This is a genomic window from Gimibacter soli (assembly GCF_028463845.1).
Classification (GTDB): Bacteria; Pseudomonadota; Alphaproteobacteria; order Sphingomonadales; family Kordiimonadaceae; genus Gimibacter; species Gimibacter soli.
The window spans coordinates 724355-737448 of the sequence record NZ_CP116805.1; the positions used below are offsets into that span (position 1 = coordinate 724355).

A 13094-nucleotide genomic window follows, 5' to 3' on the forward strand; every position below is an offset into this window, starting at 1 on the left:
GAAACAAAAAGGCCCGCGAGGTAACCCCTCTGCGGGCCTTTTCTACTTATGGACTTGCCAGTCAGGCAGCGAGGGGCGCGGTCGCCTCCATGAGCCATGCCTTGGCTTCTTCGGCGATCAGTGGCGCGATGCGCTGGCGGACTTCCGTGTGATAGCCATCAAGCCACGCAATTTCACTGGCGGACATCTGGGCGACATCGATCAGGTTCTTGTCGATAGGGGCCCAGGTCAGGTTCTCGAAGCCGAGCATCGGCCATTCGGTGCCTTCGCCCACCGGCTGCACCATCACCAGATTCTCGATGCGGATGCCATAGGCGCCGACCTTGTAGTAGCCCGGTTCGTTCGACAGGATCATGCCTTCGGCAAGCGGCACGTCGGTGCCGAACTTGGCGATGCGCTGCGGGCCTTCATGGACAGACAGGTACGAGCCCACACCGTGGCCGGTGCCGTGGTCATAATCCACGCCGGCTTCCCACAGGGGGCGGCGCGCGATGGAATCAAGCGCCCGGCCCGCCGTGCCGATGGGGAAACGCGTCTGGCTCAGCGCAATATGGCCGCGCAGAACCCGGGTGAAGCGGTCCTTCATCTCGTCAGACGGCGTGCCGACGATGATGGTGCGGGTGATATCGGTGGTGCCATCGAGATACTGGCCGCCGCTATCGACGAGATAAATTTCATCGATCTTGATGGGGCGGTTGCTCTCCGGGCTCACCCGATAGTGCGGCAGCGCGGCGTGCGGGCCGGCAGCCGAGATGGTGTCGAAGCTTTTGTCCTTCAGCATGCCTTGCTTCTGGCGGAAGGCCCACAGCTTGTCGGCGGCTTTCAGCTCGTCCAGCCCGCCCTTCGGCGCCTCGACCGACAGCCAGTGCAGGAATTCGCTGACCGCGACGCCGTCGCGCACATGGGCGTCACGCGCACCTTGCTGCTCGACACGGTTCTTGCGGGCCTTCATCAGGACGCAGGGATCTTTTTCCTCGATGAGCTTGGCGCCGGCCGCCTTCAGCGTTGCAAAGACCTTGGCATTGTTGGTGGCGCGGTCCACGAGGACAGACTTGCCCTTCATGCCGGCAAGGGCGGGATAAAATTCGTCGCGCGGGCGCAGGCGCACGCCGTTTCCGAGATGGGTGCGCAGGGCATCCGTCACCTTGGCTTCGTTGATGAACAAGTCACCCGTGCCATCGGCATTCATCAGCGCGAAGGCGTGGGTCACCGGCGTGTTCGAAACGTCGGTGCCGCGAATGTTGAAAGCCCATGCAACGCTATCGAGCATCGTGATGACGGCGGCATCGGCGCCCGCAGCCTTCAGGTCTGATGCGATGCGGGTGCGTTTCTCAGAGGCGGATTCGCCTGTGTAGCCATCGCTATGGGCCACAGCGGGCGCGAGCGGCGCGGCGGGCTGATCGGCCCAGACGGCATCGATGGGGTTGCCCTCTACCGCGACAAGCTCGATCCCCTTCATGGCAAAGGCCTCGCGGGCGAGGGCTTCCCATGCGACGGTCGCCAGTTCCTGATCGTAGCCGATCTTCGCGCCCTTCGCCGATTTCTCGACCGTCCATTTCAGGAGCGGGAATTTCTCGAAATGGTGGCGCTCGATATATTTGTCGTCCACTTCGTCGACCACCTGCACGGTATAGCGGCCATCGACAAAGATCGCGGCCTTGTCGAGCAGTACCACGGCATTGCCCGCCGAACCGTTGAAGCCGGTGACCCACGCCAGCCGCTGCGCATAGGCGCCGACATATTCGCTCATATGCTCGTCGGTCAGCGGGATGATGAAACCGTCAAGGCCGCGCGCTTTCAGCTCGCCGCGCAGCGCCTCGAGATGGGCAGGATTGGTCGCCAATTTCCGGACTCCTTGGGGGACTTTTTCTCTGCCCGCTTTCTCGCAAGACCGGCGCCTTTTGGCAAGGGGGCGGCGCGTGCCTTGTCGGGCGGTCGTGCTTTACAGCGGGTAGGCTGCGGGGGTAGGGATGAAGGATATTTTCCTTCCAAGGCCCGGATACTAACGCCATGCATCACCAGCTTCTCGCCCCCGAAAGCCCTGCCGCCCCGAAGGCCGAGCGCCGCCCGTTCAGCGTCACCCATCACGGGGTCACGCTTGAAGACCCGTATGCCTGGCTGAAAGACCCTACCTATCCGGAGGTGAAGGACGAGGATATCCTTGGCTATCTATCGCAAGAAAACGCTTATTTCGAATCCGTAATGAAACCCTATGAAGGGCTCACCGAAACCCTTTTCGCCGAGATCAAGGGCCGGGTGAAGGAAGATGATGCGGGCGTGCCGTGGGCGGAAGGGGCCTATGATTTCTACTGGGCCTTCGTGCCCGGCGCCCAGTACCGGACATGGTATTACCGTCCGCGTGCGGCCAGCCCGTTTGCGGCAGGCGACTGGCAGGTTTTGCTGGATGAAACAGCCGAGGCTGGTGAGCGCGAATTTTTCCGCCTCGGGGCGCTCGCCGTCAGCCCCGATGGCCGGTATCTCGCCATGAGCGCCGACACATCGGGCGCCGAGCGATTCGCAATCCGGGTGAAGGATCTGGCCACCGGTCTCTGGCACGATACCGAGGTTGAGGAAAGCTCGGGCGAGGTGGTGTGGACGAGCGATTCATCCGCCTTTTATTTCGTCCGGGTTTCCAAGGAATGGCGGCCCTTCCTTGTGTGCCGGCAACCGCTGAAGGGCGGCAAACCGGTGCCGCTCTATGAGGAAAAGGACGCCAGCTTTTTTGTCCATATCGCCGAATCGTCCTCGAAGGCGCAGATGATGATTCGAATCAGCGATCATGTGACGGCAGAGGCCTGGGCCGTGCCGCTTGGCGAGGATGAACCGCAGCCGGTATGCCTGTCACCGCGCCGCACCCATCATGATTATTTCGCCGATCATGGCGCGGACGGCTTCTATGTGCGGTCCAACAAGGATCACAAGAATTTCGGCCTCTATCACAGCGATGATGCCGCCGCTGGCGAAGCCGCATGGGTGCCGGTGCGCATGGGGGACGACCGGCTTTATATCCACGGCTTTTCGCTCTTCAAGGGTTTTACAGTCCTTGAGGAACGCGAGGAAGGGCTGGACCGTATCCGCATTCTGGCAGCAGGCGGCGAGCATACGGTCGATTTCCCCGAAGATGTGGCCGAAGCCGCGGTTGGCCATAACGCGGAATATGACCAGCCCTTCGTGCGGCTGGCGTACTCCAGCATGATCACGCCCGCGACCGTTTATGATTATGACGTCGCCGCGCGCGGGCTGACCGTGCGCAAGGTGCAGGAAATCCCCTCAGGGTACGACCGCGATGCCTATCACACCGAACGGGTGATGATCGAAGCGCGCGACGGCACGCTGGTGCCGGTGAGCCTTGTGTACCGCAAGGACTGGATCCGCGGCACGGCGGCGCCGATGCATCTTTATGGATACGGCGCTTACGGCCTTGGTATGAGCCCCAGCTTCTCGGCCTCGCGCCTTTCGCTTTTGGATCGCGGTTTTGCCTATGCCATCGCGCACATCCGGGGCGGGGACGAGCTGGGTTATGGCTGGTACGAGGCAGGCAAGCTTGATCGCCGCACCAATACGTTCAACGATTTTGTCGATGTGGCGAAGGGGCTGATCGCTTCGGGTTACACCACCGCCGGGCATATCAGCATTTCGGGTGGCAGTGCGGGCGGCGAACTGATGGGGGCGGTGGCCAATCAGGCGCCGGAGCTTTTCAAGGCCGTGGTGCTGCATGTGCCGTTCGTCGATGTGCTGAACACCATGCTTGATGCCGACCTGCCGCTCACCCCCATCGAATGGCCCGAATGGGGCAATCCGATCGAGGATGCGGCAGCGTTTGAAATCATCCGCAGCTATTGCCCCTATACGAATATCGAGGCCAAGGCCTATCCGCCGATGATGGTGACTGGCGGGCTGAACGATCCGCGGGTGACCTATTGGGAACCGGCGAAATGGACGGCCAAGCTGCGCGCCACCAAAACGGATAACAATCTGCTCGTCATGAAGATCAACATGGGCGCGGGCCACGGTGGCAAGTCAGGCCGGTTCGAGCGCCTGCACGAGGTTGCCGAGGAATTCACCTTTGTCCTGATGGCCTTCGGCAAAGCGGACTAGGGCACCCTCCCTTGTTGCGCTGCCCGTGCCGCTTGCCTAAGGTTGCGACTGAAGTGTCTGAAAAACCATGTGCTGCAGGCTGTTATGACATCTGATCCGACCGAAAAGCCGATCAGGCATCCGGGCAAGGAAGTCTCCACGAGCGATGCCTCGGGGGCCCGGTTCAATGTCGATCCGGCCACGAATGCCGAAGGACTGGTGGACGCGGCAGCGACGGGGTTCCGGGTCTGGCCCGTCTATGCCCGCTACACGGCCGCGGACGCCCCCTATTTCGGCACGTTCGATACGGCGCTTGATACCGTCTGGGTGCGCGAGGGGCTTGTTGACCGTTTGCGGGCGGCGGATGCAGCGCTTGCCCGTGAAGGCCTCGCCTTGCAGCTTCTGGATGGCTACCGCCCGATTGCCTTCCAGCGGGAGCTCTGGCGCTGGTTCCTGGCGGAAGCCGCCCGCCGCACCGGCAAGCCGGAGGCGGACGCCGATACCATCCGGCTGGCGCAGCGATATTGCTCGAACCCCGCGATCTTCAAGGAAGATGACCCGACGAGTTTTCCACTGCATTATAGCGGCGGTGCGGTGGATGTGTGGCTTGTGCGGCGCGAGGATGGGTCACCTGTCGATATGGGCGGTATTTTCGATGACCCGAGCGATGTCAGCACCACGACATGGTTCGAGGACCAGCCCTGCGACACGGCAGCGGATAAGGCAGCGCGCCGTCACCGCCGCCTGCTCTTTTGGGCGATGATTGACGCCGGGTTCGTCAATATGGCGTCTGAATGGTGGCACTATGAATATGGCAGCCGGACATGGTGTCAGGCGCTGGGGCACGACAGGCTGCTTTATGCGGCACCACCCGGGGGGCTGCCGGGGGCGGACTGAACGCACGGATTGGGGGCAAGATGAGCACGGACGCACAAACGGACCGGTCCTATCTCGGGGCCTTTGTCACGGTTCTCTCGGCAACGCTGATACTGGCGCTGCTGAAATATTACCTGATCGACCAGGGCTATGTCGCGCCCGACAGCATCTTTGATTATCTCCTCGGGATCGTGGTGGACGGCCTTGTCGTCGTCGCCGTGCTTGAAATCCTCCTGCGCTACCAGGACAGCAACCTGATGCGCCGGGTCATCGCTGCCTCGATCACGCAGGTGCTGACCGGCAAGCTCAAGGCGCTCGACAAGGAGGTCCAGAACACCATCGTCAAGGAATCGATCAACAGCCGCCTCGGCGACCATTATGGCTCGATCCTGTTCAACGAATTCATCCAGCCCTATATCGGCGGCTACAAACATTACCGCGACAATTTCCATTACAGCGTGAAGTTCAAGGGCATGGCGGCGGACAGCATGCCGGTCGTTGAGGGCGCAGGCAGCGCCTTTGTGGCGGCCCTTGCGGCAAACACCGAACGCTACAACTGGAACGTCCAGAATATCCGCTATATCCGCAAGGGCTACACCGACGGGACGGCGGCGGCAGGCTTTGTTTCGGTCCACTTCTATTTCACGGATGATGATCTTGAACGCTCCTTCCGGCGCGACGATGTTTTCATGCGCGAAGTGCTGTCGCTTGACCCCAAGGAGCGCGAGGCCCTGCATGAACTGCTGAGCGACGAAAAGGCGCTCGAAGCTGTGATACGGGACGTGTTCGGCTTCCGGGCGTGGGGCGTTGAAAGCCAGAAGCCGCTCACCTTCACCGTCGTCGGGCACAAGGGCACCCTGACGAACGTCACCTTCATCGAAATTCAGGTGGAAAATGAAAGTGGCCATCTCGAGGGTTCAGGCTGCGAGATCGAGTTCCGCATGCCGTGGCTCAAGGAATCCACCAAATTTGTGATGATGCTGCCGGTGCCGACCACGCCGGGCGCGCAATTGCGGTTCGAAAAGACCGAAAACCAGCGCGACCTCAGCATGACATCCTTCCTGTCGCAGCTTGATCACGATTGCTACACAACCCGCATCTTCCCGCGCACGGGCTCGGCCACCGAAACGATCGAGATCGAAACCACGAAATGGACCTTCCCCAAAAGTGGGGTGGTCTATCACTGGCGGCAGGTCTGAGGCCTGTCAGGCCTCCATCGCCCGCAGGTTTTCGAACATCGCGGCCATCGGGGCGAGGTCGTAGCCGGCCACTGCCCCGCGTTCGATCAGCTCGTCGGTCGAAAGCCCTTTCGTGTAAGCCTCGGCCATCGCCCAGAGCACGCAGGAACGCGTGCCGGAGCGGCAATAGGCCAGCACCTTCTCGCCGTCTGCTTCCTTCAGCGAGGCCGCCATCTGCTGCACGGCATCCAGCGTGAACTGCCCCGAGGCAATCGGGATCAGCACCAGCGGAATGCCCTTCGCGGCGGCGTGCGCCTTCAGCTCGGCAAGCGGCGGCTGGCCCGCTTCCTCGCCGTCTGGTCGGTTGCAGATGATAAGCTTCACGCCGTCTGCGGCGGCGCGGTCGATATCTTCCTCGCTGATCTGCGGAGCCACGCTGATCAGGTCGGTCACTTGACGGAAATCGGTCATGGTTGCCCCCTTGTCACTCAACACCGGTGCATTGTTCAGGCTGCGACAAGCTGACGCAACCGAAATTGATCTATCGCAAAGGAAAACCAAGCAAAAAAGCGCTTTATGCGGGCATTGAAACGGCGCCGGCTGCCTCCCCAATGGCGGGCGCCAAGTCAGGGAGACAAACAATGACCCTTTCCGCAAAGTTCCTTTCGGGTGCGGCCCTTGCTGCGATGCTGATCTCGGTTCCTGCCTCGGCAGAAGCCGGTGACTGGCTGATGCGCCTGCGCGGCGTTTATGTGAAAGCCGATGACAGCGCCACGATCAGCGCGATTGGCGGCACCAGCGATGTCGGCACCGAATTCACGGGCGAAGTGGACTTCACCTATTTCATCACCGACAAGTTCGCTGCCGAGCTGATCCTTGCCACCACCAAGCATTCGGTGGCCGCTGTGGACACCGCCCTTGGTGATGTGGACCTCGGCTCCGTGTGGCTGCTGCCGCCGACCCTGACCTTCCAGTATCACCCGCTGGCGGGCGAGAAGGTCAGCCCCTATATCGGCGCCGGTGTGAACTACACCATGTTCTATAACGAAGATGCACCGGGCGGCACGGTCACCGCGATCGACTACAAGAACAAGTTCGGTCTTGCGGCCCAGGCTGGCGTGGACATCGCGATGGGCGAGAAATGGTTCATCAACTTCGATGTGAAGAAAATCTGGCTCAACACCGATGTCTCGCTCAATGGCGGCGCCATTACCGCCGACGTTGACATCGATCCCTGGATCTTCGGCGCGGGCTTCGGCTTCCGCTTCTGATCCAAGGCCTTATCCCTGGCAAGGGGGTCGCCCTCCTCAAGCACCCCCTTTCCTCTTGGGCGCCAGTTTCCTCGCTACCCCGGGGAACGGCGCCCGTTCTTTTGGGGTAAGGCCCTAAAGCGGCGCGTTTGAATAATAGTGCCAGGCGAGCAGCGCCACGGCGCTCCGATGCGGGCGCCAGCGTTCGCCGATTTCGTCCAGCGCCTTCGGGGTCGGGCGGTCTTCGTGCCCGATGATACGGCCCACGCCCACGCGCACCGCAAGGTCATCCACCGGCCACATGTCGGCCCGGCCGAGCGCGAACATCATGTACATCTCGGCGCTCCAGCGCCCCAGCCCTTTCACGGCGGTGATCGCCTTTACCGCTTCGGCGTCTGACATATGCGGCAGCTTTTCGAAATCGAGCCGGCCTTCCATGATCTCCACCGCGAGGCTGCGGGCATAACTGATTTTCTGGCGCGACAGGCCGGCGCCGCGCAGGGGCTCGTCTTCCAGCGCCATCAGGGCTGCGGGCGACACGCCGTCCGTCATCAGGGCATAGACCCGTTCGCGGATCGTGGCGGCGGCCTTCACCGAGAGCTGCTGGCCGGCGATGACGGACAGAAGCGTCTTGAAGCCATGCTCGATGCGGCGCTCGTTCGGGAAGCCGACAAGTTCTACCGCGGCGGCGATATGCTTGTCCTTCCTGCCAAGGCTTTCGAGCATCAAGCGGATATCGGCCGCAGTCAGGGCATAGTCGGTCATGGGCGCAATTCTTTCTCAGGTGGCGCTGAAGCTGGAGGCAAGCCCCCAGATGCCGGCGAGGATAACGGTGGCAAGCCCGGCAAGGCCAAGCACAAGGAGGTGAAATCTCGTGAGCAGATTTCTCGGCGGCGCCGGGTCCTTGAGGAGCGCCAGCATCATGAGTGTGAGACCCATCGCGGCAAGAAGCCCGGTGAAAAGCACGACCCGCGCGGCGGCTATCAGCCAGGGCATATCGAGATCATAAAGGGCCGGCGCCCAGAGATACAATTCGCCGAGGGTTCCGGCCCCGACGAGCAAGATGGTGGCGATGGACAGCCCGCCGGTGAAACGCCAGCCGCCATGTTCTGCAACGCGCAGGAAGGCAGCACCACTGATCAGGATGGGCAGCAGGAAGGCGATGGGCCTGAGGGCGTAGCGCGGATCGGCAGTTGGCGCGACACGCTCATATAACTTGCCGTCCAGTATGAAGCGGTCAAAGGGGGCGGCAGGGTCCAGCACCAGCACCCGGCCATTACCGGTTTCCCACCGCCAGCCGTCCTTGCTGCTGATCGCCACCCGCACGTCCTTGTCGACCTTCAGATATCCCTCTCCTTCGAGCGGGGCATGGAGGCCGATGGTGGGCGCCAGCACCTGACGGAAGCGCGCCTGCAAGGACGGGCTCGGGGCATCGGGCCGGGCGCGGAACAGGCCGTCCACTGGCTGCAGGCGGGTGGGCAGCAAGGGGTCGGCGAAGGTCACATCGGGTGTGGGCGGCACGAAGCTTGTGGCCACCATCGTGGTGAAGCCGCTGATGTCCGTTTCGCGCGTGCAGGGGGTGACGGGTTTGAAAATCAGGGTCAGGTCAGCGTCCGGGAAGGCCGCGAACGTGACACCGCAGCCGGGCAGGCTCGTGAGATATCGCCGCCCCTGCCAGTGTCGGAGCATCAGGCCGCCTGTCCGTCCGTCCCGTGTCAATGGTGTCTCCCACGCCAGACGAATGGTCAGGGCATCGAACATGTCGGGCGAAAGGTAGCGCCCGCCCGCTGCATCGCGGTTACGCGTCATCAGCCGGGCGAGGGTGGCCACCAGCCGGTTGCTGCCCTTCGCGGATAGGGCAGCAAGCTGGGCCTGCGGGCCCTTGCCTGCTTGCCAGTCGGCAGCTGTGAGGCCGAAGGGCATGAGCACTTCGTCGCGCACGATATCGCCAAACGGCTTGCCAGCGGCGGTTTCCAGAATGGCCACCAGAAGCGCCCAGCCGGCGGCATCGTCGCGCGGCCAGATGCCGGGCGGATCGCTGCGTTGCAGATAGGGGGCGAGACTTGTGGTCCGACCGATATAGGGCGGCACGGCAAAGCCGCCGGTCTCGGCCATCAGCTGGCGGGCTGTCGGCCAGTGTTCGAACAGAAAGCGGTCATGCAGGCCGGGATAAAGCCGCTTCACCGGGGCATCGAGATCGAGAAGGCCCTGCTCCGCCAGCCGCAGCGCGCTGAGGGCGACCACAAGGCGCGACGCAGGCCCGAGATCGAGCATGTCAGCATCGGCCCCAAGGTGCATGATACGCGGGCCGTTCACATGCGCGATGCGGCCTTCCATGTCGGCGTCGGCGATCATGGCATCCAGCGCATCGGCAGGCACGACAACGGACTGCGCCCATGCAGGCACTGCTGCAAAGGCCAGTGCCATGCAGGCGACCAGCCACCGCGTCGCTCGCTTTATCGTTATTCTGGAAGCCTTTGACATGGCCTTCCCGCTGCCCTTAACTGCTGCATCCATCCTTAAAGGAGCCCTTCCATCATGACAAAGGCGAAATACCATCCCCTTGCAGGATACCAGCGGAATCCGGACGCCGATATGGTGGCGCGGGCCGAGGGCTTTTTCGAGGAAATGGCGCGCCGCCGCACGGTGCGTGACTTCGCGGCCGACCCTGTGCCACGCGCCGTGATCGAGGCCGCTATCGCAACGGCCGGCCGGGCACCGTCAGGCGCCAACAAGCAGCCGTGGCATTTCGTGGCAGTCTCCAGCACCGATATCAAGCGCCGTATCCGCGAAGCGGCGGAAGAGGAAGAGCGGGCCTTCTATGGCGGCCGCGCCGGCGACGACTGGCTCGCAGACCTCGCGCATCTTGGCACCGATGAACACAAGCCGTTTCTGGAAACGGCACCTTGGCTGATCGTCTGTTTCAAGGCGCTTTACGGCGAAGACGCCGAGACCGGCGAACGCGAGACCAATTATTATGTCCATGAAAGCGCGGGGATCGCCTGCGGCTTCCTGATCGCGGCCTTGCACAGGGCGGGGCTTGCCACGCTCACCCACACGCCGTCGCCCATGAAGTTCCTGTCGGAAATCTGCGGGCGGCCAAAGAATGAAAAGGCGATGATGATCATCGTGGCCGGCCACCCGGCAGCGGGTGCCGAGGTGCCGGTGATCACCAAAAAGCCGCTCGCGGAAATCTCGACATGGCTTTAAGGGCCTAGAATTCGAAAGTGAGCGCCGAGCCGACCACGGCCTGCGTGCGCGAGCCCACGCCGTTCGCGACCAACGGGCTTTCAGCCGCACTGCCGACAAGCCGGCCGAGCGACAAGATGCTCACGACCCGAGCCCGTTTGGTGACCCGGTAGGCGGCAATGCCGGTGAGGCTGACTTCCGAAAAACCGGCGGAAGCCGTGAAGGCCGGCAGGCCAAAGCCCGAGCGGTCGCTTTGCATGCGGGTGAGGCCAAACTCGGTCTGCGCCGCTTTCCGCGAAATTGCTTTGGCGCGGGCGGCCACGCCGATAAGCCATTTCTCATCGCGGTAAACGCCGTGGCCGACCGTGAGGCGCACCGTGCGACCAAGGGCAGACGACAGCGCCTGGCTCATTTCAGCCGAAATCAGCAGGCTTTTGGTGTGATAGCGGGCGAAACCGCCCACTTCGACCGTGTTGCCGATGTCGCCGAGCCCTTCGAGGGCGGCGTTGGCGCTTTCATTGCGGCCAAAACGGTAGCGGATCAGGGGGCCGGCTTCAAAACCACCGCTCCGGTACGCGGCAAAGGAAAAGCGGGTGCCATCCAGCCGCCACACATCCTTGTAGCGCACTTCGACAAGTGGCAGCACATGTAGGCGGTAATTATCCGATCCGGTATAATCCGGCACGAAGCCGAGGCCGGCACCGAGCCTGAGCGTCAGGTCTTCCGGGCGTTCTTCCGGGGGCCACAGGTCGTCGATGCCTTGCTCGACCGCTTCAACGGCACTTTGCAACCTGTCGGTCACAGAGAAAGTATCGTCCGCTGCGTAAGTGCCTGTCGACTGCCCGAAACAAAGGGTGCCGAAGCAAAGGCTGAAACAGGTTATTTCACGTCCAACTCGAAACCGCATGACAGGGATCCTCCACTGGAGTGCGATCACGGCTCGTCATGTCTCTAGTCAGCCAGAAATGTGTTAACAGTAAGGAAAAACCGTGCAAAGGCGCGGGCAGCCTCGGTTTTCAACGGTTCTCCGGCCGCAACAGCCAATGGAATCGGGCCAGTTGCAGCACCCACGAGACGAAACAGCCGATGATCGTGCCGATCATCAGGCCCTTGAGCCCGAGCCCCGCGGGGAAGGCGAGCAGCCAGCAGGCGGGCAGCATCACCCCCATGAAGGAGATGGCCTGCAGCAGCGTAGGCCACCAGGTTTCCTTGAATCCGCGCAGGAGCGAAGAGACAACCATCTGGGCGGCATCAAACACCATGCCGAAGGTGAAGAAGATGGTCAGCGGCACCAGCATGTCGATGATGCGGGCGTCATCGGTGAAGACGCCGAGGGCCGGCTCGACGAACACGAAGATGATCCCGGTAAAGATGCCGGTGACGGTGAAATTGAGCATGATGCCCGATACGCCGGCCAGCAGCGTGTCGTAGCGGTCGCGCCGGGCGAAGGCGATGCCCACGCGCACGCTGGCGGCGACGCCGATCCCGATCGAGATCATATTGGGCAGGCCGATGATCTGCCATGTCACGCCCTGTGCTGCCAGCGGCAGGGTGCCGAGCCAGCCGGCGAAGATGGCGAGGCCGCCAAAGGCCACAACCTCGGCGGCGATGGCGACGGCGGCGGCATAGCCGACCATGCGCTGGTCGGCCCAGTCGCGCCAGCGCTGGCCGTGGGGATCGCGCACGCCGAACTCGCGGATCGCCGGGCTCCACCAGACATAGGCAAAGGCAATGGCGGCAAGGAACCAGCGCACGGCGGTCGATGCCCAGGCCGAGCCTTCCGCCCCCATTTCAGGGAAGCCGAAGCGACCGAACACCATGCCGTAATCGAGAACAAGATTGACGATATTGGCGGCAAGCATCAGCCAGAAGCCGATCTGGCCGCGCTTCACGCCTTCAAGGAACATGGTGCAGCTGAGGAACAGGAGGTGCCCCGGAATGCCGAGGCCGAGGACGCGGATCAGGTTACCCGAAATCCTCGCGTCTTCCTCCGACTGGCCAAGCAGCGAAAGCCACAATTCCCCCGGCCATGTGGCGGCGGCGATGATCACGCCCGACCAGATGGTGAAAGGGATGCTGCGCCGCCAGACCCGGCCGCAGGCCTTGAGGTCGTCGCCGCCAAATTCGTTCGCGGTGAAGACAAGGATCGAGGACATCAGCCCGATCCCGACGACAAGCGCGAACATGATGACCGACTGGTTGGCGAGATTGAGCCACGCCAGATCGCGCGTCGCATAATGGCCGACGATGGCCGTGTCGACCATCGCAAGGCCCAGAATGCCGATCCGCATCAGGACCGCCGGCGTGGACAAGCGGAACAGTTCGCCGAAATGGCGTTTGAACCGTTCAAGGACCCAGGTCCTGTCTCTTGCTTCGTCAGGTTTCCACATGATGCCGTCGAGTGTTAGGGCAATTGCGCCTGATTGTCGGACAGGGCTTGCCTCGAATGGGTCGGATAGTGCTATGCTCCTTTCCGTCGTCTGGCAAGCCGGTTATGCTCGCCGGGGCGAAATGCTCGAGAGCC

The 13094-nt window shown here is 62.5% G+C and carries 11 protein-coding genes; 5 read left to right on the forward strand and 6 right to left on the reverse strand.

The features are described 5' to 3' along the window. Positions 1 to 61: 61 nt before the first annotated feature. Positions 62 to 1843, reverse strand: coding sequence for an aminopeptidase P family protein (locus PH603_RS03445; RefSeq protein WP_289504536.1), 1782 nt, complete (start codon positions 1841 to 1843; stop codon positions 62 to 64). A gap of 167 nt (positions 1844 to 2010) precedes the next feature. On the opposite strand from PH603_RS03445, the gene PH603_RS03450 reads away from it, so the two are divergent. From PH603_RS03450 to PH603_RS03460, 3 genes are all read left to right on the forward strand, one after another. Continuing rightward, positions 2011 to 4098, forward strand: a complete 2088-nt coding sequence (locus tag PH603_RS03450; protein ID WP_289504537.1) for a S9 family peptidase — start codon at positions 2011 to 2013, stop codon at positions 4096 to 4098. Between the two features lie 84 nt (positions 4099 to 4182). Further along, positions 4183 to 4974 carry a M15 family metallopeptidase gene (locus PH603_RS03455; protein WP_289504538.1) on the forward strand — a complete coding sequence of 264 codons (792 nt, stop codon included), beginning with the start codon at positions 4183 to 4185 and terminating at the stop codon, positions 4972 to 4974. A gap of 20 nt (positions 4975 to 4994) precedes the next feature. Beyond that, the gene (locus tag PH603_RS03460; RefSeq protein ID WP_289504539.1) at positions 4995 to 6152 is read left to right on the forward strand and encodes a hypothetical protein; all 1158 of its coding nucleotides are present in this window, start codon (positions 4995 to 4997) and stop codon (positions 6150 to 6152) included. A 6-nt stretch (positions 6153 to 6158) separates the two neighbouring features. On the opposite strand, the gene PH603_RS03465 is transcribed toward PH603_RS03460, so the two are convergent. Further along, a complete protein-coding gene (locus PH603_RS03465) occupies positions 6159 to 6602 on the reverse strand; it encodes a protein tyrosine phosphatase family protein (protein WP_289504540.1) in 444 nt (147 codons plus the stop codon). A gap of 170 nt (positions 6603 to 6772) precedes the next feature. Here PH603_RS03465 and PH603_RS03470 point away from each other — a divergent pair, with 170 nt between their 5' ends. Then, positions 6773 to 7402, forward strand: coding sequence for an OmpW/AlkL family protein (locus PH603_RS03470; protein WP_289504542.1), 630 nt, complete (start codon positions 6773 to 6775; stop codon positions 7400 to 7402). Positions 7403 to 7516: 114 nt separating this feature from the next. Here PH603_RS03470 and PH603_RS03475 read toward each other — a convergent pair whose 3' ends face one another. Both PH603_RS03475 and PH603_RS03480 read right to left on the reverse strand, forming a co-directional pair. Beyond that, positions 7517 to 8146, reverse strand: a complete 630-nt coding sequence (locus PH603_RS03475) for a DNA-3-methyladenine glycosylase family protein (RefSeq protein ID WP_289504543.1) — start codon at positions 8144 to 8146, stop codon at positions 7517 to 7519. A 15-nt stretch (positions 8147 to 8161) separates the two neighbouring features. Then, entirely contained in the window at positions 8162 to 9808 is a 1647-nt protein-coding gene (locus PH603_RS03480; protein WP_289504544.1) for a serine hydrolase, read from the reverse strand. A 111-nt stretch (positions 9809 to 9919) separates the two neighbouring features. Between PH603_RS03480 and PH603_RS03485 the strand changes: the two genes are divergently transcribed. Further along, the gene (locus PH603_RS03485) at positions 9920 to 10591 is read left to right on the forward strand and encodes a nitroreductase family protein (protein ID WP_289504545.1); all 672 of its coding nucleotides are present in this window, start codon (positions 9920 to 9922) and stop codon (positions 10589 to 10591) included. Between the two features lie 4 nt (positions 10592 to 10595). On the opposite strand, the gene PH603_RS03490 is transcribed toward PH603_RS03485, so the two are convergent. Together PH603_RS03490 and PH603_RS03495 are read right to left on the reverse strand one after the other, a co-directional pair. Beyond that, positions 10596 to 11372, reverse strand: a complete 777-nt coding sequence (locus PH603_RS03490) for a MipA/OmpV family protein (protein WP_289504547.1) — start codon at positions 11370 to 11372, stop codon at positions 10596 to 10598. Between the two features lie 214 nt (positions 11373 to 11586). Then, positions 11587 to 12960: an MATE family efflux transporter gene (locus PH603_RS03495; RefSeq protein ID WP_289504548.1), complete on the reverse strand. Its 1374-nt coding sequence runs from the start codon at positions 12958 to 12960 to the stop codon at positions 11587 to 11589. Positions 12961 to 13094: the final 134 nt, after the last annotated feature.